This window comes from Paenibacillus kribbensis (genome assembly GCF_002240415.1).
GTDB lineage: Bacteria > Bacillota > Bacilli > Paenibacillales > Paenibacillaceae > Paenibacillus > Paenibacillus kribbensis.
In genome coordinates this window covers 4,568,092-4,594,544 of sequence record NZ_CP020028.1, presented here as the reverse complement: position 1 = coordinate 4,594,544, position 26,453 = coordinate 4,568,092, and the positions used below count along the sequence as shown (strand labels likewise).

Here is a 26,453-nt window from a genome sequence, read left to right as displayed (position 1 = left end):
TGGAGAGCCTCCCTTTATCACATACTGATTCTTAGGAGGTTCATTATGACTAAACATCGCATTTTACTGGCTGAGGATGATCCCTTGTTGGGTGAGTTGGTTGTTCATATGTTGGAGAAGACGGGATTCGGTACTGTGGATTGGGTCGAAAATGGAGAAGAAGCCTATGAATATTGCATGGGTTCCCATTATGATGTGGCCGTGCTGGACTGGATGTTGCCTGGTTGGACAGGGCTGTCGGCATGTAAAAAATTGAGAGAGAACGGTTATACCGGAGCGATCCTGATGTTAACCGCCAAAGACGCGCTGCGCGACCGGGTTCAGGGGCTCGATGCCGGTGCGGATGATTACCTGGTGAAGCCCTTTGAACTGGAGGAGTTGCAAGCCAGACTGAGAGCCTTGTGCCGACGCAATTATGCACCCCTGCTGGAGGAAATCGCTGAGCTGGATGGATTGCACCTCAATCGTTCCAGTCTGACGCTCAGTCTTGAAGATGAAGTCATCCAATTAAGTCCCCGTGAATTTCAGATGCTGGATCTGTTATTGCGCAACAGGGGTGCTGCTCTCAGCCGTGAGCTGGTTTTGGAACGGATCTGGGGATATGATTCGGACGTTTCAACCAAAATTGTCGATGCCACCATTAAGCTGCTGCGCAAAAAGCTGGAGCTGTTTAACAGACAACATCTGATTCATAGCATCCGAGGGGTGGGTTACAAGCTTGAATAACAAGAAACGAATGGCTGAAGAAGAGGGCACTGAACGTGGCAAACCCGGGGGCAATTTGTTTGGACGTACGCAAAGTCGGCTTACGCTTGCATATAGCAGTCTGACGATCGTTTTGCTTGCATTATTTATAGGCGTGGTCTACCTTCTTTTGTCTTACATTGTCATTAGCGGTCAGAAGGATAATCTGCTCTCTCTCGTTGCTGTGGAACGGATCATGGTGGAGAACAACATGCAGAAAGGCAAGCCTGAAGATACGCTGGACAATCAAAGATTATGGGGATCGGGAAGCGAACAGTTTTTCTATTATGTGGTCAACGATAAGGGTGAATTGATCTCGGGGAACGAGATTTTTCCAGGGATGCGTCCTGAGCTTCTGGGACTGGTTCAAGACTGGAAACCACGTGCCAAGGAGATCATGGAGGTCAGTCTGTCTGTACCTGCGGATGTGCTGGATAACGGGGAAGCGGGTGCGAAGCCTGTTGCTCCGTCAACTCTCCATCTGATGGTGACAGGGCAGGCAGCTCTGACCAAGAACGGCCCTGATCTGACACTCTACGCAGGCATTAATGTTACACCCCAATACAATCTGCTCCACAGATTGCTAATGTTGCTGATTTTACTTGCTATTGTCTTTGTATTTATTGCCTGTCTGATCGGCTGGCTGATGTCACGTAAAGCAATGGTTCCGATCGTGAAATCCTACAACCGGCAGCGGGAATTCGTGGGCAATGCATCGCATGAGCTGCGAACACCACTCAGTGTGCTGCTTGCATCCGTCAATGCGCTGGAACTGGAGCTTGGGCAGAGCGCACCGTCTTTTGCCAAACACACCCTTTCCAATATGAAGGATGAGATCAGACGAATGACACGGATGGTTCAGGATTTGCTAGTGCTGGCACGCTCCGATTCGGACGACCTTGAACTGGTGAAGCGTGATTTTGATTTTCGGCCGCTTGCCGAGAAGACGATTCAATCCATACGGCACCTCAAATCCGCAAAGGGGGTTTGTATTGAGCTGATTGGCCCGGAACAACTGGTTCTCAATGGCGACCCGGAAAAGCTGAGGCAGGTGCTGACCATTTTGCTGGATAATGCCGTCAAGTTCACTCCGCGGGGCGGTGAGGTCCGTGTGGTAATATCGGATCGGGACGAAACAGGTAGTCCGGGTTTTCACCTGTCCGTTGAGGATACAGGCCCCGGGATTAGGGCAGGGGATGTGGATCGAATTTTTGACCGTTTCTATCGAGGAGATAAATCGCGAACGCGAGGTCTGGGAGGGCACGGTCTGGGGCTCGCCATTGCCAAGTGGATTGTTGAAGCACATCACGGTCAGATCACGTTATCCAGCGAAGAAAGCAAGGGTAGCATATTCCATGTAGATATTCCTGTGAATAAATAACATCTCGATTTTCGAATGACCTGACACGAGATCATCTGGTTTGTGAACTGTTTAAATTGGCTTGACTTCATTTGGATATTTTTGTATCCATTTTTGTTCATTTATAGTTCTTTAAAGGAATCCTGAATAACAAACTGTAATGATAAGTGAGTGCAGTCACATAGATAAATAGAAAAACATGACTATAATGTGCATATAGTTTAAATTTAGTCTTTTTGGAGCTGACGGTTCCAAACACTTCACTCACAAAGGAGAGGATTCATCTCATGAGCATACATTTAGACTTGGATTCCTTGTCCGTTGAAAGGCTAGCAATGGCCCTTTCAGGACGACCGGGAATGTTCAAGTTGTTTTATGACACCGAGGATTGTGGATGCAATGGCGTACTCGTCATCTTGCTTGTCACTACGCCGAATGCAACTGATAAAGTAGTTCAGTCTGAGCCTTATTCTTTTTGGGTAGATCGGCAGCAGGAGCAGCAGTTCGATAGCAGAATGCGGCTTGAAGCAGACCCTGGTTACCCGTCGTTCAAGCTAAGTAGTGATGCTGGTATATTTAGTAGCAACATTAGAATTAAAGATATGCGCGTAAAATAAATACAACATGATTGACAGAAATAGGTGGGAAAATGATGAATAAAACAAGTTCTGTACAAGAATTTACATTTGATGATATGAAAAAAATCTCACGAACCAAAATGGGAAAATCGCTCCCTATCGAGCTTTACAGAGCCATCCGTTTAATTGGGATGTATCAAGGACTTCCTATGAAAGGGAAGGGAACTACGGTTACTGTAGGCAGAAAAATCGGTGAGAGCTTGCCTGTTCATTCATTAGAAGAACTGCTAGATTTATTCCGTGATTTAAAAATAGGAGATCCCCAGATTGTTCTTGAGGAGGAGCATAAAATCCATGTAGCTGTTAAAGACTGCTTTTGTGAGGGATTGCCCGAGATGGAAGGCAGTATGGTATGCGATTTGGAAGGAGCGATTATGGAAGGCGCCTTGAACAAAATCATAGACAAGAGAGTTTATGTCAGAGAAATAAAATGTAATGTAAACGGAGACGAACATTGCGAATATGAAATTCGTTTTTAGTGAAAAAGACAAATCTCTTCCAGCGCAATTGGAAATGAGGTTTGTCTTTTTTAGTGTAGTCAGTTCCTTTGAAATGGTACAATAACAGTTATGATCATTCGAGAAGGACGTTGAGATGATGAAAAATTTGCTCGTTTCGGGCTATCGTGCCCATGAATTAAATATTTTCAGCCAAAAGCACGAAGGCATTCCCTATATCAAAAAGGCGATTGCAGGCAGGCTCATTCCCCTCATTGATGAAGGACTGGAATGGGTAATTACTCCCGGTCAATATGGGGTGGACCTGTGGGCCTGTGAGGCAGTCATTGCACTCAAACAGCAATATCCCCACCTGAAATGCTCTATTATGATGGCTTATCAAAATATGGAGGAGAAATGGAAGGAGGACAAAAAGGAGTATTTTCAGCAAATTTGTGATGCAGTTGACTACGTGGGCGTCGTTAGCCGCCAGCCTTATCAGGGAATATGGCAGCTCAAGGCACGGGATGAACTGCTTTTCCGCAAAACAGACGGTTTGTTGCTCGTTTACGACGAGGATGCAGGAGAGGGCAGCCCGCGTTTTATGAAGGAGCTGGCATTGAAGAAACAACAGGCAGAAGGCTATCAATATATCAGCATCAACTCGGAGGATATCCAAAGCATAGCGGATGAAGAACGTTTATTCCTGGACCTCTGATTTTTAAAGCATCAGCACGGATTTTTGAACAAAAAGGCTAAGTTTGCCTCTTTATATTTATGTAAGCGCTATCATAAAATTTAAACAACAATAACTTATCAGTCACATAAAATATATTTATTGAAAAAACAAACATAAAAGGAGCCAAGGATGTATGAACAAAGGATTTCGGTATACCGCATTGCTCTGTCTCGGTGTCATGTTGTGTGGAATGGTCACTCCGATGGATAGCCAGGTCTCTGCTGCCTCCACGAGGCAAATGGAAAAGCTGAACCGTGGAGCGGTTGCGGTCAAGGTGCCGGAGGGTGTGCTTGTGAGCTGGCGTTTGCTGGGGACGGAAGCAGATTCGATCAGCTTCAATCTGTACAGAGGGGCAAGCAAGGTGAATAGTACGCCGATTACATCAAGAACCAACTTTTTGGATAAGGCAGGTACGACCTCATCTTCGTATACGGTTCGTGCCGTGGTGAATGGAACAGAACAGGCCGCTTCTCCTACGGTAAAAGTATGGAGCAACAACTATCTGGACGTTCCCATCCAGCAGCCTGCGGGCGGTACAACCCCGGATAAGGTGAGCTATACGTACCAGGCCAATGATGCCAGCGTAGGGGATCTGGATGGGGACGGCGAGTATGAGATTGTGTTAAAATGGGACCCTTCCAATTCCAAGGACAATTCGCAATCTGGTTATACGGGAAATGTATTTTTGGACGGCTATGAACTGGATGGAACACGCAAATGGCGAATCGATCTGGGACGGAACATCCGCGCTGGAGCGCACTACACGCAATTTCTCGTCTATGATTTTGATGGTGACGGCAAAGCGGAAATTGTATGCAAAACAGCAGATGGCACGGTGGATGGCACAGGTGTAAAAATTGGCGATGCTTCTGCTGACCATCGTAACGCCAACGGGTATATTTTGGCTGGTCCCGAGTTCTTGACCGTGTTCTCTGGCAATACAGGAAAAGCTCTCAGCACGATTGACTATGTACCGCCACGCGGATCGGTATCCAGTTGGGGAGATAATTATGGCAACCGTGTGGATCGTTTTCTCGCCGGGGTTGCTTATCTGGATGGGGTGCGGCCCAGCATAGTGATGGCACGGGGCTATTACACCCGGACGGTTCTGGTTGCCTATGACTGGCGTAATGGAAGCTTGAGCCGGCGCTGGACCTTTGACAGCAACAGCTCCACGAATCCCGGGACAGCCGGGCAGGGAAACCATAGTTTGAGCGTGGCGGATGTGGATGGAGATGATAAGGATGAGATCATATACGGCTCGCTGGTGGTGGACGATAACGGAGCGAAGCTGGCCAACACGAAGATGGGGCACGGCGATGCACTTCATGTCGGGGATTTGGACCCGGACCGCTCAGGATATGAGGTGTTTAAGGTAAATGAGGATAAGAATGCTACTTACGGGGCTGCCATGTACGATCCGCGTAACGGCAATATTTTATGGGGCGTAAATACAGGCAAGGATACCGGAAGAGGCATGTCGGCAGACATTGACCCACGCACGAAGGGGAACGAGCAATGGGCGCCGGGGATCGGCTTGCGTTCGGCTAAAGGAGCGCTGATTACGAATACGCTGCCGTCCTCCATTAACTTTGGCATTTGGTGGGATGGCGATCTGCTGCGTGAACTGCTGGATCATACCTCGTCAAGCGCTGGTAAAATCGACAAGTGGAACTATTCCAACTCGACCACTTCCAATTTGCTAACGGCGACAGGAACCAGCTCTAATAACGGGACGAAAGGCACACCATCCTTACAGGCTGATCTGTTCGGTGACTGGCGTGAGGAAGTCATTTGGCGCAAAAGTGACAATTCGGCACTACGAATCTACACAACACCCTACGAGTCAGAATATCGATTCTATACACTTATGCACGATCCAGTGTACCGCTTGAGCGTGGCCTGGCAGAACGTAGCGTATAATCAGCCGCCACACACCAGTTTTTATCTGGGGGAAGGGATGTCCAAGCCGCGGCAGCCGAGTATATACACTCCTTGATTACAGATTGAAATGAAATGCGAATGAACCAAAAAACGAAAGAGCTTCGGGGTATCGGAGCTCTTTTTGTTATGTTTTTCCATAACATGCAAAAGAGAACGTATGATTTTCTTGAAAATGGGAACATTAGTTCTTATTAATAGAACATACGCATGAAAAAGGAGGCGGGATATGTGACTTCTCTGACAACCGAAGGCATGATTGAGCTCGTAACCAATGTCGGATTCCCTGCTGCGTTAAGTCTGATTTTGTTAAAATATATTCTTGTCACCCTCAGCCGCAGATTAGAGCAGCTTGACCGATCTGTTAAGCAATTGTCACAATCACTGGAAGAGATGGAGGCAAAGCAAGCCAAGCAGCCAGAAGAGCCGTGCAGGGCAAATACGGATAAACTTCGTGTCGAGTGAGCAAATAAAGGAAAATAGAAACAATTTAGCAACCCAATCACGACGCGAGATTCTTATAATAGAAACGTATGCAGTTTATGCAGGCATATTTTTATGGGGGTGTATATTAAGATGAAAATAAATACGAAGCTATCCGCGTTGTGCATCGCTGCTACACTTTTGAGCGTAGCGCAGGCCGCAGCCGCAGCGCCAGCTGTGACCGCTCCAGCGGAAGCGACGCAACCGGGCGTTGCCAGTCCGGCCGCAGCTGCCCTGGCCCAGGTGCCAGCACCAGCGGTATCTGCGTCGGTTACGACACCGGCCCCGGCACAGGTCCCGTCTGCACCAGCAGCGTCGATCCCGGCCGCAGCCGCAGGCTCAGCCAAAGCTGCTACACCAACAGCTCCATCTGCGCCAGCACCGCGTTCGTCCGCGTCGGTAGCGCCAGTGGCTGCTCCAGCCGTGCCGTCGACTGCGAAGCCGATGACTCCGCAGCAGCCATCGGCATCAGCGCCAGCCGCTGCGAGCGTGAAGCCAACGCAGCTGGACAAGCTGAACCACGAGAGTGCCATTCCGCTTGTGCTGGAGGCACAGTCACGTTATCTGTACGCGATCAGCAGTGGCAGCTCGGTGGGCGAGTCGTTCCAACGGAACGGCAAAAGCTACCGTTACCTGTCCGAGGACATCGGGACCAAGACCAAGCTGATCAACTATCTGACGCAGGCTTATACCAAGCAGGCGAGTGAACAATTTGTGGGCAAATTTTTTGTTGAAATCAACGGTAAACTGGCGCAGTTGGATGCAGATGGCGGTAATTTGCTAGAGTTTAACCGGGCTACGGCGAAAATGGTAACGATGACTCCAGTGAAGCGCAGCTATCTGCTGACCGTGCCTTATCCGGTGAAAACGAAGAAGGCGAACGAAAAAATCACCGTGAACTTCGAAAAGGTTGGCAGCTACTGGAAAATCAGCTCCGCACCGCACGTTATTTTTTAGATCAGCCATTTTTTAGATTAGCCATTGCATAAATTAGGAATTTTCTAAATTTAGTATTTTCTAAAATTAAAATTTTGCAAGGCTGTTCACGAATACGGTAAAGTGATGTTAGACTTGTTTCGCAAGCTCTAATTCAACTCAGGGGAGTGCTGTGCAATGATGACACCCATTAAGGTAAAAAACGTTAAGGATATTGAGAAGATCAATCAAATTGTATCCAACTATACCTACGATATCTGGATTCATGGCAAAAGCGGCATGGCAGATGCCAAATCCATTCTGGGCATGTATGTGCTGAAGCTGGATGAGCCGCTAACTCTGGTTGTACCTGATAACGTTAATCCGAAGAAGCTGTTTAAGGAGCTGGAGGAATTTATTCATTTTCCTGCTCAAGAAGCATAAGAGGCAAGATACACCTGTAGACACTGCATACTCTATTTACACGCAAAGAAGCCTAGGGATACGAACTCCCAAGGCTTCTTTTTTAATGCTCCTCCTCGTCCAGAAACGGGAGATTCACCGAGTAGTACATAACCCCCATAAGCAGCACACCGCCGACCAGATTCCCGAGCGTAACCGGAACCAGATTATGAATCACGCCAGCGACAGAGACGGTGCCCGGATGGTCTAGCACGAGCGCAATCGCGAAGGTACACATATTGGCTATGCTATGTTCATATCCTGAAATGAAAAAGCAGAATACAAACAGCATCATCGCAAACATTTTTGCCCCGTTTTCCTTCATAAACATCGGAACAAAAAAGGCAAGGCAGACCAGCCAATTACACAATATAGCCCGGAAGAACAACTGCATTGCAGGCGCTTCCATCTTGTGCTCAACCACGTTCAGCAGAAAGCTGTTCACGCTGGAGGAGTCAAACAGTCCGGTCAAATAAATAAGGAGAGCAAATACTCCGGCACCCAGCAAATTACCGCCATAGCTGGCAGCCCACAGACGAAGTACCTGCCCCCAGCGCAGCTTTTTACGGAGTGCCGCATAGGTGTAATAGAAGGTGTTGCCTGTAAACAAATCCCCGCCGCCGTATGCGATCAAAATGATGGCTGCCCCGAACGTGACTGCCGCCATGGGATAAGTGAATGGAGAATGCTCCATGTAAAAAAAGTTGCCCGTCTTGAACGCTACAATAACGCCGAACCCGATGAACATACTCGCCAGCATGGAACGTGCCAAATACCGGAGCAGGCTTTGCTTGTAAATTTTGTACTTCTTCATGGCTAGCTGTTCGACATTGCGTAAGCCTTCCGTCTCCATTCCAAAGACAACCCCCTATTTTCTTAGATGCAAGTCTTAAATATACTCGTTTTTTCAAAAATATGCCTAGTTAGCCAGCAGCCTATCAGCTTAATAAACCAAGTTTTTGCAGTCCATACAAAATGCCGTCTTCATCTGCGCGTTTGGTCACCATTTTCGCCGCAGCCTTGGCCTCATCACAACCGTTGCCCATCGCTACGCTATTATGTATAGTGGTCAACATTTCTACATCATTCAAACCATCGCCAAAAGCGTATTGATTCTCTTCGGCAATGCCCAGTCTGGATGTAATTTCACGAATGCCCTTCGCCTTGGAGCCGGCGTGAGGAACAACGTCCACAGAACTCGGATGCCAGCGTACAAAATCAAAAGCGTTGAATACCGATTCATAAAACGGTTCCTCTTCTGTCGTACACATCAACAGCGTCTGATAAATATCTCTTCCATGGAAATAGAGCGGATCGTACCCAACCGAAATCTTGGCCTTAAGCGTTTGGACCGATTTCTGCACAAGCTCATCGTTAGGAATATTGGCCTTCATGTCCATATGATCCATATATACGAGAGCATGATTATGTGTGAGGGCCAGATCCGTCATCGCCTGCAAAGCTTCCCTGTTCAACGGATTGGTAGCAACGACTTCCCCGCGCAGTACCACATATTGCCCATTAAAGCTAACATAGGAATCAATTTCCAACTGCTCGCGAATTTCCTTGAACATAAAAGGCGCACGGCCTGTTGCAATCGCCACCTCATGTCCTTGCTCTTTCAAAGCAAAGACAGCCTTTTCTGCCGTTAGCGGCATTTTCTTGTCATCGTCCAGTAACGTACCGTCGATATCAAAAAAGATAATCTTTTTGTCTGACATGTCCCAACACCTGACTTTCAATAATATTATTGTCGAAATTGACTCATATGGATTCATTATATCAAAGGAACTGCTTATGAATACACAAATACGCATAAATCCTCATGAATACCTGACTTTTATAGCTTACAATATGAAATAAGGATTATTGTAAAATAGAACGTCTATCTCCTATTTTCATAGATGGGATGTGATCAACATGACAAAAATCCAGGTCTCACCGGAACAACTGGATAGCGTGGCCTCTCAATTTGCCGATGCCCACGGAACGCTGTATAACCAACTGAACGGTCTGGATCGCATAATGAACAACCTTCACAGCCAGTGGGATGGTATGGAGAGAAATCGCTTTTATAACGACTATCGGACAGCTAAATATACACTTTCTTCTGCATTAAGCAAGGTTCAATCCATTGAAATTGAGCTAAAAAGCATCGCATCAAAGTTCAGAAATGCGGATGGCGAGAGCACACGCGGCTTCTGGACAGCTTTGGCAGCGGCAATGAGTTCTAGTGCAGCGCCGACGGATAACGAAGAAGATGAAAGTTTCACTGGCGACCCCGCCAAGCGGACAAACCATCCGGACGAATGAAAAGAGGGGCAGCTGCGGATCAATTTCATCAATATGAGGACTCGGTTACTCGCACAGATTACAGTACAGGAGAAACTTCCAGGATCACGTCCGTTTCCCTCGTGGTGGTCACCGAGCTGACAGGTAAAGATGGAACCCAAACCTAATCCGCCGGAGAACACGCTCTAGGTAAAACGGCCCAGACCGTCACCGTATAAGGTATAGGTCTTATTTTGCCGCGTGGAATAGGCGTTGGTGGCGCAGGATCATATACAATCTACAGTCTTTTTTCTGGTACAGATGAGCGGCAGTTGGAAACTGTAAAGCTCGCTAACCGGAGAAGTCTGTAGATTTTTCCAAGTAGATTAGAGCGTCGGCGCTTCAAAGAACTATTGAAAACCCAGATTGGATCAGAGAGATGGGATTATAACTTTATAGATAAATTGAACAAGTTAAATAGAAACTGAGCATAGGGAGGAATCATATGCATCTTCTATTTTGTAGCGATCCTTTGGATTCCAAAAGTGTGGATATGGATTACCGTGAAGAATATGAGGTTGCATGCAGTCTTGGTTTTGATACAGGACTGGTCAATTTCGATCATATAATTCAGGATGAACTGGCAGGTGCTGCGCCTTTTATTGTTCCCAAGAGGATTCGAGAACATATTGCTAAGCGGGGAAACGAGCATGTGAACGCTCTATATCGTGGATGGATGCTAAGTCCCAAAGCATATGAAGCCTGGACTGCGTTATTGGAGACACATCGGATCAGGATGCTGACAAGCGCTAAGAGTTATAGGAACTGTCACTATTTCCCCGATTCATATCCGATAATTCAGGAATTTACGCCACGCAGCGTATGTCTGGAGCGGAACCAATTAACTACAGAGTATATTCAAGAGGCGGCCAAGTCTTTTGGAGCATCTGCATTAATGGTCAAGGATTTTGTTAAATCACGGAAGCATGATTGGCTGGAGGCCTGTTATATTCCAGATGCGTCAGATCAGGAGCATGTGGAGCGGGTGGTTCGTCGGTTTGTTGAACTTCAGGGAGCGGAAATGAATGGCGGGATTGTACTAAGGGAATTCGTAAACCTGGAGTTTCTAACGAATCATCCGAAAAGCGGTATGCCCTTGTCCAAGGAATATCGAATTTTCTTTATGTTCGGAGAGCCAATATTTATGGTCAATTATTGGGATGAAGTGGCGTATGAGGAAGTTCGGTCAGATCTGGAGGACTTTATAAAGATAGCGGCTCAGGTGCGGAGTCCATTTTTCACTATGGATATTGCTCGTACACAAGCGGGGCAATGGATCATTATAGAATTAGGAGACGGGCAGGTTTCGGGATTGCCGGAACACACGGATCTTGAAGCATTTTATACAAGTTTAAAGAATGCGGTGGTAAACCGCGGATTATGGTAGAAGGCGCAGTGCTTCCATTGAATTGGAAGGCTGCGCCTTTTTGTTTCTGGAATCCTACCCAATCTATGAATTTGCAATTGGGATGTCGAGTGGTGGATAATGGAATTGACTCTTTCAGCAAAAAAATAGGACTAATGATAGGGATGATGCCTAAAAAAAGTAGATCGGATTTACCGTATTTCTGTATATTATTGTAGAAAAAGATCGTAATTCAGGTTATAGTGAAGGAAGAATTTAACTAGGATGAATTTTACCCAAATACGTAATTGTGGAGGGAAATATGAGTACATTCAAAAATTGGCTGAATACAACAAAAAAGGGACTTGGAGATCAAGTTAAGAAGTTTAAGAATAAAGATTTTATGGAAGCTGTGGTTGCGGGCTGTGCGTTGGTGGCATTTGCAGACGGTACGATTAGTCCGGAAGAGAAAACAAAAATGGCCGGATACATAAATATCAGTGAGGAATTGAAAGTGTTTGATATGGGAGAGGTCATCAGCCGTTTCAATCACTATGTGGCGAATTTTGAATTTTCGCCTGAAATCGGTAAACAGGAAGCATTAAAAGCGATTGGCAAATTGAAAGGCAAGCCCGAAGTAGGCCGACTCGTCGTTGGTGTGTGTAGCGCTATTGGCGCAGCCGATGGTGACTTTGATGCTAATGAACGACGAATTGTTGCTGAAATTTGCGGCGTACTTGGCTTGAATCCGTCTGAATTTAGTCTGTAAATTTTACGGAAGGAGGTGTGTTAATTAGTGGCTGTAATTAATCTGGTCAAGGGTCAGAAAATTGATTTGACTAAAGGAAATACAGGACTAACCAAGGTTATAGCAGGATTGGGATGGGACCCGGTACAGTCCAAGGGATTTTTTGGCTTTAAGAAGCAACCCAATATTGATTGTGATGCTTCTGCCATTTTGCTGGACGCAAACGGGAAACTGACCCAGTCGGACAACGTAGTGTGTTTCCACAATAAAAAAAGTCCATGCGGCTCTGTCGTGCATTCCGGTGATAATTTGACCGGACAAGGTGACGGCGATGATGAACAAATTGCGATTGACCTGGCACGTATTCCTGCCAATGTCGACAAAGTGCTTGTTGTTGTAAATATATATGATTGCGTCAACCGGAAACAGGATTTTGGCATGATCGAGAAAGCGTATATCCGCATTCTGGACGGTGCGAACTCCAAGGAACTGGTGACGTTCAATTTATCTGATAATTATGAAGGACTGACTGCGCTGGTCTGTGGAGAGCTCTATCGTCATAATAACGAATGGAAGTTTGCTGCAATCGGTGAAGGCACCCATGCCGAACATATTGATGTGCTGGCTCAGCGTTACATGTAATTTTAATTGCTCATACAAAACTAATCAGAAACGGGGTTCTTACTCATGGCAATTAACTTATCTAAAGGTCAAAAAATTGATTTGACGAAAACAAACCCAGGGTTGTCCAAAATTACGGTTGGTCTCGGCTGGGACACCAATAAGTACGATGGCGGTAAAGATTTTGACTTGGACGTATCCGTATTCTTGGCGAATGCGGACGGTAAAGTGGAAACGGAAAAGAACTTCGTCTTCTTTAATAATCCACAAAATGAGAACGGTTCTGTCGTTCATACCGGTGATAACCGTACAGGTGACGGTGACGGAGATGACGAGCAAATTAAAGTTGATCTGAGCAGCGTACCTGCTAATGTAGAAAAGATCGCATTTACGATTACGATCTATGAGGCACAAGAACGCAGCCAAAACTTTGGACAAGTGTCACGTGCTTATGCGCGTATCGTAAATGAGGCCAATAATGAAGAATTGGTTCGCTTTGATCTGGGAGAAGATTTCTCGATCGAAACAGGCGTTGTGGTAGGCGAACTGTATCGTCATAGCGGTGAGTGGAAGTTCAATGCCATTGGCAGCGGCTACCAGGATGGTCTTGCAGGGCTGACGCGCGATTACGGTTTGGCTTAAAAAATCTATACAAAGAAGGCAGGTATGCGGTATGACCATTAGTCTTTCCAAAGGACAACGTATTGATCTGACCAAAACAAATCCAGGCTTGACTCGTGTCGTCGTTGGTCTTGGATGGGATACCAATAAATATAGTGGCGGCGCGGAATTTGACCTGGATGCTTCGGCTTTCCTGCTGTATGAAGACGGTAAAGCGAAGGCAGCTGACGATTTTGTATTCTACAACAATCCAACCGGTGGAGCGGGGGCTGTCACCCATACGGGCGATAACCGTACAGGTGAGGGCGACGGGGATGACGAGCAAATTATTATTGATTTTGCAAAAGTACCAGCGAACATCCACCGTATCGGGATCACGGTTACGATTTATGATTATGAGGCACGTGCGCAAAACTTTGGACAAGTATCCAATGCTTTTGTACGGGTGGTAGATGCAGCTACGGATCGTGAAGTACTGCGCTACGATTTGGGTGAGGATTTCTCCACCGAAACGGCCGTGGTTTTCTGTGAATTTTACCGTCACAATGCAGATTGGAAATTCCAGGCGATCGGTAGCGGCTTTGCTGGTGGATTGGGTGCGCTTGCTAAAAACTATGGCTTGGACGCTCAGTAATATCCACTTGGGGTGGTGTCCATTGGGGCGCTACCCTTTCTTTTTAAGCCATTGAATGGCGTGCGCTGACACATGACAAAAGGACAGAAAGGTGACACAATCATGGCTGTTATCGTAGTAAAGGGACAGAAGGCGGATTTGACGAAAACCAATCCGGGTTTGACTCATGTCAACGTAGGAATCGGATGGGAGTCCCCAGCCGCTTTGGAGCTGGATACTTCTGCATTTTTGCTGGGTCCCGGAGGGAAAGTATCGGGCGATGAGGATCTGATCTTTTACAATAATCCGACCACACCTTTTATCACATATTCAGATGGACAACAGTTTGGTGACAAGAAACAATTTTCCCTTGATCTAACCAGAATCCCTTCACATATTGAGAAGATTGCGTTTACGCTCACCATTTATGATGCGGATCAAAAACGGCAAAATTTTGGACAGGTTCAAGGCGGATTTATACGTTTTGCTCATCCGGTTAGCGGAGAGGTTTTGCGCTTTAATTTGGACAGTGGATTTACAGTCGAAACGGCCATTGTTATAGGTGAGCTTTACCGCCATAACGGTGAATGGAAATTTAACGCGATTGGCGCGGGTTTTTCCGGTGGATTGGATGCGTTGTGTGGAAATTTTGGAATTGAAGTGGAAAATAATCCGGCGCCAGTTCCTACACCACCGCCAGTTCCTCAGCCAACCCCGCCGCCGGCGCCTCCTGCTCCAAAACCAGAGCCACCTGCAACTCCGGTGAATCTGAATTTGCGGAAAATTGAACTGAAGAAAAAGGGCGACACCATTAATCTGAAAAAGGACTCTAGTGGTGGATTAGGTGAAATCCTGATCAACCTGAACTGGAATCAGGTGCAGCAGAGCAAGGGCTTTTTCAGTCGTGGCTCCAAGGGTGTCGATCTGGATCTGGGCTGCTTGTATGAGATGAAGAACGGAGATAAGGGTGTCGTTCAGGCGCTCGGAGAAGTTTTCGGTTCTCTGAATCGCTTCCCGTACATTGCCCTGGATGGCGATGATCGTACAGGCTCTGTGAAAACAGGGGAAAATCTCCGCATTAATGGCGCTAAAATTTCTGAGATCAAGCGAATTTTGGTATTCACGTTCATTTATGAAGGAGTCACGAACTGGTCACAAGCGGACGGGGTGGTCACGCTGTACCAGAAGGATGGTCCGGACATTATCGTTCATCTGAATGAACATGACAACCGCAAAGGAATGTGTGCAATTGCCATGATCCAAAATGTGAACGATGAAACGTTCAGTATTGAGAGACTCGTGCAGTTCTATGGCGGCCATCGTGAGTTGGACCGTGCACATAACTGGGGCATGCGCTGGTCGCAGGGTAGTAAATAAACTGAATTATCGGAGGCACTCTTTTCATGTTGAATGATTTATTTCGAAATATCAGCGAGAACTACGGTCACTTCTTTTCATGGAGTGATGTTGTATCTACACTTACTGACCCGGTGAGCTGGGGGATTATTGGTACTCTCATTTTGCTGGAAGGTCTTTTGTCGGCAGATAATGCCTTGGTTCTCGCGGTTATGGTTAAGCATTTACCGAAGGAGCAACAGAAGAGAGCCTTGTTTTACGGGATTTTGGGTGCCTATATATTCAGGTTTCTGGCCATTGGCTTGGGTACATTCCTTATCAAGTTCACGTTAATCAAGGTGTTGGGTGCGGCCTATCTTCTCTATATTGCTTATAAAGGTTTATTCAAATCCGAAGCAGAAGGAGAAGTGGAAAACAAGCCTACTTCCTTCTGGAAAACGGTATTAATGGTCGAGCTGATGGATATTGCCTTCAGTATTGACAGCGTCATTGCCGCTTTTGGTGTGAGCGAGAAAGTATGGGTTTTGTTCCTGGGTGGTATTCTTGGCGTTCTGATGATGCGTGGTGTTGCTCAAGTATTTCTCAAGCTCATTGATAAATTTCCGGAACTGGAACAGACAGCCTTTATATTGATCGCCATTATTGGAGGTAAAATGCTGGCTGCTGCTTTTGGCTTTCATATGCCGCAACTCTTGTTCTTCGGCATTTTGATCGCCGTCTTTGTAGGTACGATGGTTATGAGCTCGGCAAAAAGAAAGAAAAAGGCCGACAAAGAGGCTTAATGTAGTACAAAGTATAGTGAAATCCCTCCTGAACTAAAGGGGGGATTTCTTTTATACCCGAGGCACAGGGCTTCAGTCAGGCAAGAAACAGGAGGAGGAGGAGAAGGCCCTGAAATATTTTAATGATTTGACCTTTGAGGAAATGGAAGCGATCTTTTGTACGCCGCCGTCGGAGTTTCATAATCGATCTCCCAAAAGTATATTAGCATATGCGGTAGGAGCGGCTTTGTATATGCCCGCGACCCGCCCGGAGGTAGCGGAAGAGATCAAAAACGGAAAACACGAAGGACTAACGACGGTCATGCTGGATTTGGAGGATGCTATAGGAGATCAGCAGGTCGGACAGGCGGAACAGTCACTGGCGGAGCAGTTGCTTCAGCTCATGTCGTATGTACGGACAGGTGTGATGAGTGAACAGAGTATGCCGCTGCTGTTTGTACGTGTGCGCTCTGTGGAACAGCTGGAACGGCTGCTGAGCGGGTTAGGAGAATCATTGACACTGCTGACCGGCTTTGTTTTGCCCAAGTTCTCTTCTGATAATGGACGGGCGTATTTTGCACTTCTTGCCGAATATAACCGGAGTAGGGGGACGGATGCTGACATTCCTGTATTGTATGGTTTACCAATCCTCGAAAGCTCCAAAATCATATACCGGGAAACGCGCTGGAAAGAGCTACTGGAGATCAAAGAGATTTTGGACGAGTATCAGGAGTATGTACTGAATGTGCGCATTGGAGCAACTGATTTCTCCAGCCTGTTTGGCTTGAGACGTAGTCCGGATATTACAATCTATGAAATTGCCGTCATTCGGGATTGCATTGCGGACATTATTAACCTGTTTGGACGGGTGGGCTCGGATTATGTCATTTCCGGTCCTGTATGGGAATATTTTTCTCATCGGGAACGTGTATTTAAGCCTCAATTAAGAGTGTCGCCTTTCGAAGATGCATTTGGCAAACAGGGACGCAACGTGCGGATGGACTTTATTTCAGATGCGATGGACGGACTGATCCGGGAAGTCATGATGGACAAAGAGAACGGGATTATCGGCAAAACGATCATCCATCCCTCCCATATTAAGCCGGTACAGGCCATGTACGTGGTGACACATGAGGAGTATATGGATGCCCTCGCCATTATGGAGCGTAATAACGGTAGTCTGGGTGTGTTCAAAAGTACCTATGCCAACAAAATGAATGAAATTAAGCCGCATCTGAATTGGGCTCATCGTATTATTAATAGATCAAAAGTATACGGGGTGTTACATGAACAACAACATTTTGTCAGTCTCTTACCCAAACACGAAAACACATCTGCTTCCCATCTTGGAGCAGTTCAGCGTTAAAATTACCGAGACACATAATCCATTCCACCTTCCTGTGGACAAGCTGTTTGCAATGGCGGCGCGGGTGAACAAGAAGCGTGCGTTTTTGTTTGTCAGCAAGGTGCTGGGCAAGCATATTCCAGTGAACCCTTACACCTCTCTGCTCGGCGGTGCGGCGCTGGCGGTCCTGCTGTATAAGGAGCTTGTCCCACAGGCGGGACCACAGATGGATCAGCTTATTGGAGAAGCCGTAAAAGGGCTTCTAAACGTGGAATATGCGGAGGAAGCCTATCGAAAGCTGATGAATGAGCGTTTAACTTTTGCCGAGCCCATCAAGTTTGTTGGTTTTGCCGAGACGGCTACGGCACTGGGACACAGTATGTACCATGTGTTTGCAGACGGTGCTTCGTATATTCATACGACGCGTGAGGATATTCCGGACCTTCTGCCGATCATTCGGTTTGAAGAAGAGCATTCGCATGCTGTTGATCATCGCTGCTATGCGCTGGATGAGTATGCATTTGCCGGAGATGGCCCCATCGTATTAGTAGATGATGAAATGACGACAGGTAAAACAACCCTTAATATCATTCGGGATATTCAGGCACATTTCCCAAGGAAGCAATATGTGATTGCTTCGTTATTGGATTGGCGGACAGACAGCGATGAGCAAACTTTCACCGATCTGGAGACAGAGCTGGGGATTACGATTACGACTTTAAGCTTGCTCAAAGGTGAAATCCAATTACTGGGGGTGCCCATGCTGGATCACGCAGCATACGCTGGGCAGGTCAGACACACCGAACATGCTGCTGCTAGCTTGGTCGAGGATACGGCAGAGGCTTCTGGAATAATTGACCACTGTTTTGAAAAGGATGCTTTCAGTTTTGAGCGAATACTGCACAGCTCCATCTCAACAGACGGTTACACTAATACGGCGCCTTATTTGAAATATACAGGCCGTTTCGGCCTGCAATCCGCTGATAATGCGGCGTTGAATGCAGAAATTACGCGTGCAGCTGAACAATTGAATAAGCTTCGTTCAGGGCAGCGCACGTTGGTGATGGGTACGGGTGAATTCATGTACATTCCCATGCGGATTGCAGCGGAGTTAGGCCCGAATGTATTTTATCAGTCCACGACACGCAGCCCGGTTTACCCCCATCGAGAAAAAGGGTATGGCGTAGCTTGTGGTGTAACCTATCCCTCACCTGATGATAGTACAGTACGCAATTTTATTTATAATGTAGACCCCGGTCAGTATGATGAAATATTTGTCTTGCTGGAAAGGGAGTCGAGCCCAGAGCGAATGCAGCCTATGCTGGATGCTTTGATCGGCCTGGGCTGCGATAAAGTACATGTAGTTTATTTTAACCGTTTAACTAGCCAGGAGAGTAAAGGAGCGCGGATATGAAGCAAGCACTTATTGAGCAAATACAGCAGAAGAACATTCATCCGCCCGAACCGTTAGGCAGTTATCCTGCATCGGATGTCACTTTCTTATTGAAGGATTTGAGCCGTGTTGCGTTGGAAAAAGGGACGGAGGATCGTGAAGAGGCGATTCAGTCAGGCGTCCATTATTCCGAAATGCTTCCAGTGGAGTATGAGCCTACAGCAGAGTATATTGCTCTGTTTCACGAAACGCTTGCCCAATCTGCTGCAAAGGTTGCGCTAGCCGCAGCTTCTGTGGCTGAGATGATTGTAAGAAAAAGGGGGCTGAACACGGCAATTGTTTCGCTTGCCCGAGCGGGAACGCCCATCGGTATCCTGATCAAGCGTTATATTGACTGGAAGTATGGCGTTTCCTTGCCGCATTACAGCATTTCCATTATTCGCGGCAAAGGCATCGACCGGAATGCCATTTTGTATATTTTACAGCAGCATGGGCTGGATATTGAGCTTCAGTTTGTAGATGGCTGGACGGGAAAAGGAGCAATTCGGCAGGTACTGATCGAGGCTTGTCGTGAGATGAACGCGGACTACGGATTGCGCCTGAATGATGATCTGGCGGTGCTGGCCGACCCGGGGAGGTGCTCAGATACCTTCGGTACACGGGAGGATTATTTGATCCCGAGTGCTTGTCTGAATTCGACCGTATCGGGTCTGATGAGCCGGACGGTATTGCGCGACGATCTGATAGGGCCGGACGATTTTCATGGGGCCAAATTTTATGAATCCTGGCGGTCGATGGATCAGTCCATTACGTTTGTAGATACGGTCGCGGGTTACTTTCAAGATGTGGCTGCAACTGCCGCTGCGTATGCGGGACAGATGACCTTGAATCCACCTGCGGTGACATGGCAGGGCTTGCGGGATATCGAGTCCATTCAAAAGGCTTTTGGTATCCGGGATATCAATCTGGTCAAACCCGGTGTGGGGGAGACGACCCGTGTGTTGCTGCGCAGAGTGCCGTGGAAAATCCTGATCAACCGTGAAGACAATCCGAATCTCCGTCATATCATGCTGCTGGCACAGGATCGTGGCGTACCTGTCGAGGTTTTTGAGGGATTGACGTATTCCTGCTGCGGGATTATCAAGCCGCTCAAGGGGGGACAAGGATGATTTATGCAAGCGACCTGGATCAGACGCTGATATATTCCAAACGTTCGCTTGGCGTGCCGTTGGAGTCCGCGGGGCTGTTGCCTGCGGAATACATTGACGGCGCAACAGCGGCGTTTATTTCAGCACAGGCCCTCCAACTGCTGAAGACGCTGCCGGAAAATGTCATGTTTATGCCTGTGACGACTCGCACGATGGCACAGTATTCGCGGATCACCGTATTTCAAACGGAGCTGGTTCCAGCTTATGCCGTGACGAGCAATGGCGGTAACATCATCGTCGGGGGCGAGGTGGATCGAGAGTGGAATCGGCGTATTCACGAACAAGTACGCCGAGAGGGTGCCCATGCGGAAGAAGCACGTCAAGTGTTCGGACAGGTGCTGCATGAGGACTGGGTTATAAGTGAGAGTTACTGCGACGAGTTATTTTATGCTTTCGTAATTGAACGGGATCGTATGCCGCTGGAGCAGGTGTTGGAGAAGGCACGAATCATGCGTGAAATGGGCTGGGAGGTATCCATTCAGGGGCGAAAGGTGTATCTGGTGCCTGCTGCCGTGAATAAGCAGGCAGCCGTGGAGCATATTCGTCACCTTACAGACGGCGGGCCTGTTGTGGCGTCTGGCGATTCTTTGCTGGACCGCTGTCTGCTCGACTATGCCAACTATGCGATTGCTCCGCGCCATGGTGAGCTATACCGGGAACAGCTGCGGGATGAGCTGGAGGTCAATTACCGCTTTACGGAGCTGTCGGGTGCTTATGCAGCGGACGAAATCATGGCGTATGTCTATGAAATACACCGGAGTGTGTCTGCAGCTCGAGCTTCATTTTCAGAATAGATAGGGGACGTGGCGCTGTGAAGAAGGTCAAGGTGTATTTTAACCGCTGGTTTTCAGTGGCGTATCATTATATGAATGCTATTCGTAACAATGAGGATGGTATTCCGTTCGAGATCTATGCGACCCACTCAGATCCTGAGCATATGGCTCTGCAGGCCAGTGATGTAGCTGAAGTGGAGCCATGCACAAGTGGTGTGGAGTATGTACGTTTTTGCGCCGATTTTTGCAGACGCCACGAAATTGACGTATTTATTCCACGCTGGAATATGCTTGATATTAGCAAGCATATTCATTGGTTCGACGATATTGGAACCAAGGTGATTGTCTGCCGGGATACCGAACTGCTGGAGCAGCTGATGGAAAAGGATTTATTTTATGAATCCATTCGTCAAAAAGATATTGTCGCGATTCCGGATTATGCTATTGCCAGCAATGCAGAGCAGTTTAAAGAGGCTTATGAATCGTTAGCAGCACGCGGGCATAAGGTATGCTTCAAGCCATGTAATGCAGAAGGGGGAATGGGCTTTCGTGTCATCGACAACGAACGTAACCCGCTGGAAGAGCTGTTCGGCCATGCGCTGAACCATATTTCCTTCGAGGAGGCACATCATGTGTTGTCATCCACCGAATCGTTCCCCAACCTGATGGTGATGGAACTGCTGGAGGGATACGAATACAGTATTGATTGCCTGGCTGACCGGGAGGGGAAGCTGCTGGCAGCAGTTCCGCGCAGGAAGGCAGGGGGGCGATTACGGCTGCTGGAGCAGCATACCGAACTACTGGATGTAGCGCATAAGATCGCTGACGCGTATCACATACCGTACAATTATAACATTCAGGTAAAATATAACGGCGAGCGCCCCAAGCTGCTGGAAATCAATCCGCGGATGTCCGGAGGACTCCATGTATCATGCTTGTCCGGCATCAATTTCCCTTATCTGGCAGTGAAATCGGCCTTGGGTAACGAGGTCGGTCCACTTTATCCGCAATACGACATTTTAGCCAGTCATATCGAGCAGCCGATCACCATACGTAAATCCTTACATTGACACATGTAGAGTGTATTTTCTACAATATGGTAAGGGTTTACGTCAGGAGGTACAAGCTATGACGTCAAAAATGTGGGGCACCACCATTGCTGTGGTCAGCTATCTGATTGCGCTTTTATTGAGTTATTGGTTGCCCTTGTTTGTATGTTTGGCAATTCCGGTCATTTCTCTAGGAGGATATAGCGTCATTATGTCTGTCCGCCATCCTCGTCCCAATCTGACCGGTTCCGTGATTCCGATAGTACAGGAGCAGGCCGCTGATCCAGGGCAGCCAGTTCAGAAAGCTTCTGCTCCATTGGAGTCTACAACAGGAAAACCACATATACCAGACCCGATTTCCAGTGAATTTGCTCAGGTGATGGAGTATCTGGAGGTACTGGAGGATATGGTGATTTCCGAGGGACAGAAGGATGCGCTTGATAACGAAATTGTCGAGAAGGCACTGGCTCTGTTTGCACGTTTGCAACGGGTGATTCCGCTTTTACATGAATTAAACAATAGCGAAATGAACCACACGGTTCGGAGGCTGATTTTAAAGGATCTGAATGGGCTGATTAACCCGTTCCTTCGGCTCAGCGGCGAAGCCAAGCGGACCAACCGGAGGACATTATTAAACGGATTGCGAGATGTGGATAGCAAAATATCAGTGATTGTATCCACGGTGGAGCATAAGGATTTGATGGAATTACAGAGCAAAGCCGAGCTGATTCATCAGCGGTATAGCGGTTCGGAATTGTAAGCTCATTTTTAGGAAAATAAAAAATCAGCAGCATAGCTGCTCTGAATAACAACGATTAGCCTCGGGTAACAGTTGTATTCAGAATAGGAGGTAGCATGATGGCGACCCCATGGGCTGAATTGAAAAAAGAAGATGAACAAAAGGTGACCGAGGAGGCTTCACAGCTGATACAGAAGGTATCACGCAGCGATGTCATGAGCCTGGATACCTTAATGGATGACATCGGCAAGCTGGGAGTGAAAACGCAGGAGCGTGCTGGACAGACTCTTAAAATGCTGGATCGTCCGGTGAATGATCTTATGTCCGGTGATCGGGCCGAGGTATCGAACATGATCTTAAAGCTGCGGGACGAATGTGAAGCGCTCCAGCAGAGTAAAAATGTGAGCTTTTTTGGCAAGCTTATACGCAAGAGTCCGCTGAAAAACTACATTTACAAGTATCAGTCGGTTAAGACGAATATCGAGAAAATCATTACTGCCTTGAGAGATGGCAAGGACAATCTGGAAGAAAACATTGTCAGCATGAGGCAGTTGAAAAGGGCTTCCATTGAAGAAATCTACAATTTACAGACGAAGATTGCCTTTGGCAATCGCTTGAAAGAGCTGTTCGAGACGGAGATTGCCAAGCCGGGGAATGAAAACCGTAAGCCTCATCTGGAGCGGGGGTTACGTAAGGTGGTTACACGCACGCAGTCGATGACTGAAATGATTTTGTTGTATAATCAGGCGATAGCGGCAACGGATATTATTAATGATAATAATGATAAGCTGATTGACTCTGTAAATAATGCGATTGATAAAACATCAAATCTGATTACCGTATCGGCTATGATCGCGATGGCACTGGCCGATCAGGACAAAATCATTTCAGCCGTCGATGCGACCAATCGCACCATTGAAGACCAATTCAAGGAAAATGCCAAGCTTCTCAAAACGACGACCGAGAGAACGACGGATTTACTTAGCAAGCCTTCTATGTCACTGGAGGCTGTGAATCAGGCGATTGGCGATTTGGTAGCTGCTTTGGATCTGTCGGAAAAATCCAACCGTCGAATTATTGAGAGCTGCCAGGATTATACAAGCAAAATGACGACAATCAACGCTAACCTTAGCCAACGTCTAGGGATCGAAAGGAAAGAACAGTCCACAACACTGAAGGATAACGATTCCTCCGATGGTCTAAGCTCGTTTCTGAACTGATTTTACAAATGCAAATAAAAGCCCTATATAAGCTGAACTTAAAAGTTTCATATTGTGCCACTGCGCAGTCGGATGGTGCTTCCCATCGCCACCGCTTCGCTTGTACAGCACCATTCCGCCTACTCCGTTTTAATGTGTATTTTTCGAGTTTAACTTATATATAATCTATTGAAAAGACGCCAGGGCGACCCTGAAAGCGTCTTTTTTGGTTTGACAGTGGCCAATAAAGGACATGATGAACATACATAGCCTTCTCGTGCATAAACTCTTAAAAAGTGAATCACAAAGGAGAGAACGAGCGTATGATGTCCTTTATTCTGGTGTGTGTGATTGTCTATTTACTCGTGGCTGCCAGCAGCGAAAAAGCCGATTCTATTATGGAATTAAATGATTCTGTGAAATAAAATTTTTTATTGAAAACCATGCATTTTCTGATAGGATAGAGTTAAATATTGGAATCTAAAAGGAGAATGCATGCTGGAATTTTCATTTGAAATCATCGACGAATCGAAAATCAACATTGTGTATCAGTATGGAAGCAGCAGCTTTAATTTCAATTTGTTTTTTAAATACGGTGTGTGGACGCTGCATCCTTTTGACGGGATTCTGCTGCAAAACAAGGAAATGTGCCGTCTGATCGTTGCCGAACTGTTTAAGAACAAGGATTTTCATGTCATGCTGGCGCGGGAAAATATTTTATTGTCGGCCCTGCGTACCTCCATTGATCTCAATCCGGAAATAAGAGGAGAGCGATATCAAGAACAGGAGCCTGATGAGCTGTCTGAATTTGCGGAGACGCACAGCTTTGAAGAGGTGCTGCAAATCGAGCAGGATTTCATCCGCGAGCGTATGGATTTTTTCCAAAACATTATTCAAAAAATGTATATGGAAGGATTCGGTCCGGAAGACAGTGATTTTAACAAGGTACAAGCTATCATCCGAATTTACAAAGCTGCACATGACCAACTTGGAGATTTGAGCGACTTCCCCTTGAGAGGCGACGAACGACGCAGATGGTAGAGTAGAGGAGACAAGGCAATAAAGTGACCCGCGAGAAGGTCACTTTTTTCAAAGTTTCCGTCTTACGGATCACAGTTCAAACCCACAGACTGTCTCTTTTTCGTTATCTTTCTCGTGTAAGCATAGTGAGGCAAGGTGATTACTGTCCATTTAGTCATCAATACCCAAAAGATACTGGTATTTTTCTGGTTCATTGCGAATATCGACGGCAAGCTCTTCGTATTGGGTTGAAAGAACGATAGTACGAATACGTTGCGCTTCCGGATCTTTTGGTTCCAGGAAGCCTTCTTCAATCCACCTTTTAATTTTTTCTCTTACCGTCCGTTCACCAGCGTCCAATAGCCTACAAATTTCAGTTATAGAGGAGGTGTTTTGCTTAAATACCAATTGACGGAATAGCGAGCGTTGCTGTATGTCCAGTTTACGGATCAGTTCAGGTTCTACCCTGAGCATCTCGCTATTTTTTTGTCGAACAATTTCTGATGCTTCTGAGTATACTTCGGCTAATCCATTCAAAAAGTATTCTAACCAAAGGGTTATATCTGCATCATTTCGACCGAAATAATAATTATGGGAAAGCTTCATTTGCAATGCACGGTAATAATCATTTAGGTTTCGATCATAGAAATTTTCTAAGACAAACAATCCTTTCAGACCATAACCCCCTCTACGCAAAATGTATGTGGCGATCATACGAGCGGTTCGTCCGTTGCCATCCATGTACGGATGAATAGTTAGAAACTGCCACATTGCTATTCCTGCTTGAATCGGAACAGCTAAATTCACATTCTGTGGTGAATTGACCCATGCAATCAAGTCTTCCATCAGAGTAGGAACATCTTGAGACTCCGGTGGGAGATAAAAGCCTGTCTGATTGCGGTCGCCCACTTTGTTTTGTTCATTACGGTATTCGCTCAGCTTGGGTCTCCGCCCATGTACTACTTTGATGATAGCATGTAGTTTTTTAATCCATTCCTCGGTAATAGGCAGTTCACGCTGCTCCGACTCATCAAGAAATTCAATTGCCTTCATCAAGTTATAAATTTCTTGTTCCTCATCGTTTTTACTGGATTTATAAAGAACCCTACGCTTAGCTTCATTGTCCAGTGTATTACCTTCCATTTTGGTTGAAAGAAGGACAGTAACCTCTTGAGCTTCTTTTTTTAATTCCTCAAGAATCGTTGCCGGAAGCGGAAGCTGTTCTACAACTACGCTGGAGCGTTCTATTTTCAGTAAGTTATTAATCATTGACGACGTAATAGTAAATCTTGGTTTAAACATAATAAACCCTCCTCTTAATTATATTTTAACACATTTACCGCTAAATTACCGCAAATGAAATAATGATTAGTGATTTTAATGAAAAATCAATAAAAAAGAGCCCCACGAATAAACTTCGCGGAACTCTCTCTTTTATTGTTATTCAGTTATTAGTATTTTAGAAAAAATGTAGTCCAAATTTTCCTTGGACTACCACTTCAAACTACTACACCTACTCTAAAACGTATAGAAGCATTACGGCGGTTGCCAGCGGAGCGGGCAGAATTGTTCTGGAGAAGCGGAGCGGTCGCTTTTGTCCTCGGATTTTAAC

The 26,453-nt window shown here is 46.5% G+C and carries 28 protein-coding genes; 25 read left to right on the top strand and 3 right to left on the bottom strand.

What is annotated here, in order from left to right; translation table 11 throughout:
• Positions 1–45 precede the first annotated feature (45 nt).
• The 9 genes from B4V02_RS20465 to B4V02_RS20425 all read left to right on the top strand — a co-directional run bounded on the left by B4V02_RS20465 (position 46) and on the right by B4V02_RS20425 (position 7,701).
• On the top strand, positions 46–726 hold the full coding sequence (locus tag B4V02_RS20465) for a response regulator transcription factor (RefSeq protein WP_007428963.1): 681 nt from the start codon (positions 46–48) through the stop codon (positions 724–726).
• Complete coding sequence (locus tag B4V02_RS20460) at positions 719–2,125, top strand: sensor histidine kinase (protein ID WP_094156181.1); 1,407 nt, start codon at positions 719–721, stop codon at positions 2,123–2,125. Before B4V02_RS20465 ends, B4V02_RS20460 begins: the two co-directional genes overlap by 8 nt.
• A 266-nt stretch (positions 2,126–2,391) precedes the next feature.
• Positions 2,392–2,721, top strand: a complete 330-nt coding sequence (locus B4V02_RS20455; protein WP_094156180.1) for an iron-sulfur cluster biosynthesis family protein — start codon at positions 2,392–2,394, stop codon at positions 2,719–2,721.
• Between the two features lie 35 nt (positions 2,722–2,756).
• Positions 2,757–3,221 carry a V4R domain-containing protein gene (locus B4V02_RS20450; protein WP_094156179.1) on the top strand — a complete coding sequence of 155 codons (465 nt, stop codon included), beginning with the start codon at positions 2,757–2,759 and terminating at the stop codon, positions 3,219–3,221.
• A 118-nt stretch (positions 3,222–3,339) separates the two neighbouring features.
• Complete coding sequence (locus tag B4V02_RS20445; protein WP_167383812.1) at positions 3,340–3,897, top strand: SLOG family protein; 558 nt, start codon at positions 3,340–3,342, stop codon at positions 3,895–3,897.
• A 154-nt stretch (positions 3,898–4,051) separates the two neighbouring features.
• Positions 4,052–5,917 carry a rhamnogalacturonan lyase gene (locus B4V02_RS20440; RefSeq protein WP_425270777.1) on the top strand — a complete coding sequence of 622 codons (1,866 nt, stop codon included), beginning with the start codon at positions 4,052–4,054 and terminating at the stop codon, positions 5,915–5,917.
• 173 nt (positions 5,918–6,090) lie between these two features.
• Entirely contained in the window at positions 6,091–6,324 is a 234-nt protein-coding gene (locus B4V02_RS20435; protein ID WP_094156177.1) for a hypothetical protein, read from the top strand.
• Between the two features lie 111 nt (positions 6,325–6,435).
• Positions 6,436–7,299 carry a DL-endopeptidase inhibitor IseA family protein gene (locus B4V02_RS20430; protein ID WP_094156176.1) on the top strand — a complete coding sequence of 288 codons (864 nt, stop codon included), beginning with the start codon at positions 6,436–6,438 and terminating at the stop codon, positions 7,297–7,299.
• Between the two features lie 156 nt (positions 7,300–7,455).
• Entirely contained in the window at positions 7,456–7,701 is a 246-nt protein-coding gene (locus B4V02_RS20425) for an HPr family phosphocarrier protein (protein WP_007428972.1), read from the top strand.
• A gap of 82 nt (positions 7,702–7,783) precedes the next feature.
• Here B4V02_RS20425 and B4V02_RS20420 read toward each other — a convergent pair whose 3' ends face one another.
• Together B4V02_RS20420 and B4V02_RS20415 are read right to left on the bottom strand one after the other, a co-directional pair.
• Positions 7,784–8,572, bottom strand: coding sequence for a formate/nitrite transporter family protein (locus tag B4V02_RS20420; protein WP_007428973.1), 789 nt, complete (start codon positions 8,570–8,572; stop codon positions 7,784–7,786).
• Between the two features lie 85 nt (positions 8,573–8,657).
• Positions 8,658–9,440 carry a Cof-type HAD-IIB family hydrolase gene (locus tag B4V02_RS20415; protein WP_094156175.1) on the bottom strand — a complete coding sequence of 261 codons (783 nt, stop codon included), beginning with the start codon at positions 9,438–9,440 and terminating at the stop codon, positions 8,658–8,660.
• Between the two features lie 199 nt (positions 9,441–9,639).
• Here B4V02_RS20415 and B4V02_RS20410 point away from each other — a divergent pair, with 199 nt between their 5' ends.
• The 16 genes from B4V02_RS20410 to B4V02_RS20335 all read left to right on the top strand — a co-directional run bounded on the left by B4V02_RS20410 (position 9,640) and on the right by B4V02_RS20335 (position 24,862).
• Positions 9,640–10,032 carry a WXG100 family type VII secretion target gene (locus tag B4V02_RS20410; protein ID WP_244188371.1) on the top strand — a complete coding sequence of 131 codons (393 nt, stop codon included), beginning with the start codon at positions 9,640–9,642 and terminating at the stop codon, positions 10,030–10,032.
• A 463-nt stretch (positions 10,033–10,495) separates the two neighbouring features.
• The gene (locus B4V02_RS20405; protein ID WP_094156174.1) at positions 10,496–11,437 is read left to right on the top strand and encodes an ATP-grasp domain-containing protein; all 942 of its coding nucleotides are present in this window, start codon (positions 10,496–10,498) and stop codon (positions 11,435–11,437) included.
• Positions 11,438–11,717: 280 nt separating this feature from the next.
• A complete protein-coding gene (locus B4V02_RS20400; protein ID WP_007428978.1) occupies positions 11,718–12,164 on the top strand; it encodes a tellurite resistance TerB family protein in 447 nt (148 codons plus the stop codon).
• A 27-nt stretch (positions 12,165–12,191) separates the two neighbouring features.
• On the top strand, positions 12,192–12,785 hold the full coding sequence (locus B4V02_RS20395; protein ID WP_007428979.1) for a TerD family protein: 594 nt from the start codon (positions 12,192–12,194) through the stop codon (positions 12,783–12,785).
• Between the two features lie 45 nt (positions 12,786–12,830).
• Positions 12,831–13,406: a TerD family protein gene (locus B4V02_RS20390; protein ID WP_010347450.1), complete on the top strand. Its 576-nt coding sequence runs from the start codon at positions 12,831–12,833 to the stop codon at positions 13,404–13,406.
• Between the two features lie 31 nt (positions 13,407–13,437).
• Positions 13,438–14,019: a TerD family protein gene (locus B4V02_RS20385; protein ID WP_007428981.1), complete on the top strand. Its 582-nt coding sequence runs from the start codon at positions 13,438–13,440 to the stop codon at positions 14,017–14,019.
• A 102-nt stretch (positions 14,020–14,121) separates the two neighbouring features.
• Positions 14,122–15,375 carry a TerD family protein gene (locus tag B4V02_RS20380; RefSeq protein WP_094156173.1) on the top strand — a complete coding sequence of 418 codons (1,254 nt, stop codon included), beginning with the start codon at positions 14,122–14,124 and terminating at the stop codon, positions 15,373–15,375.
• Positions 15,376–15,401: 26 nt separating this feature from the next.
• The gene (locus B4V02_RS20375) at positions 15,402–16,136 is read left to right on the top strand and encodes a TerC family protein (RefSeq protein ID WP_094156172.1); all 735 of its coding nucleotides are present in this window, start codon (positions 15,402–15,404) and stop codon (positions 16,134–16,136) included.
• A 232-nt stretch (positions 16,137–16,368) separates the two neighbouring features.
• The gene (locus tag B4V02_RS20370; RefSeq protein WP_244188370.1) at positions 16,369–17,481 is read left to right on the top strand and encodes an HpcH/HpaI aldolase/citrate lyase family protein; all 1,113 of its coding nucleotides are present in this window, start codon (positions 16,369–16,371) and stop codon (positions 17,479–17,481) included.
• Positions 17,482–17,533: 52 nt separating this feature from the next.
• Positions 17,534–18,874 carry a phosphoribosyltransferase family protein gene (locus tag B4V02_RS20365; RefSeq protein WP_094157052.1) on the top strand — a complete coding sequence of 447 codons (1,341 nt, stop codon included), beginning with the start codon at positions 17,534–17,536 and terminating at the stop codon, positions 18,872–18,874.
• Entirely contained in the window at positions 18,871–20,022 is a 1,152-nt protein-coding gene (locus tag B4V02_RS20360; RefSeq protein WP_094156171.1) for a cysteine protease StiP family protein, read from the top strand. Before B4V02_RS20365 ends, B4V02_RS20360 begins: the two co-directional genes overlap by 4 nt.
• On the top strand, positions 20,019–20,855 hold the full coding sequence (locus B4V02_RS20355) for an HAD family hydrolase (RefSeq protein WP_094156170.1): 837 nt from the start codon (positions 20,019–20,021) through the stop codon (positions 20,853–20,855). Before B4V02_RS20360 ends, B4V02_RS20355 begins: the two co-directional genes overlap by 4 nt.
• A gap of 17 nt (positions 20,856–20,872) precedes the next feature.
• Positions 20,873–21,904 carry an ATP-grasp domain-containing protein gene (locus B4V02_RS20350; RefSeq protein ID WP_094156169.1) on the top strand — a complete coding sequence of 344 codons (1,032 nt, stop codon included), beginning with the start codon at positions 20,873–20,875 and terminating at the stop codon, positions 21,902–21,904.
• Between the two features lie 58 nt (positions 21,905–21,962).
• Positions 21,963–22,643 (top strand): hypothetical protein, encoded by a 681-nt coding sequence (locus B4V02_RS20345; protein WP_094156168.1) that lies wholly within the window; start codon positions 21,963–21,965, stop codon positions 22,641–22,643.
• Between the two features lie 98 nt (positions 22,644–22,741).
• Positions 22,742–23,842, top strand: coding sequence for a toxic anion resistance protein (locus tag B4V02_RS20340; protein WP_094156167.1), 1,101 nt, complete (start codon positions 22,742–22,744; stop codon positions 23,840–23,842).
• A gap of 474 nt (positions 23,843–24,316) precedes the next feature.
• Positions 24,317–24,862 carry a hypothetical protein gene (locus B4V02_RS20335; RefSeq protein ID WP_094156166.1) on the top strand — a complete coding sequence of 182 codons (546 nt, stop codon included), beginning with the start codon at positions 24,317–24,319 and terminating at the stop codon, positions 24,860–24,862.
• A gap of 150 nt (positions 24,863–25,012) precedes the next feature.
• Here B4V02_RS20335 and B4V02_RS20330 read toward each other — a convergent pair whose 3' ends face one another.
• Entirely contained in the window at positions 25,013–26,143 is a 1,131-nt protein-coding gene (locus B4V02_RS20330) for a Fic family protein (protein WP_094156165.1), read from the bottom strand.
• Positions 26,144–26,453: the final 310 nt, after the last annotated feature.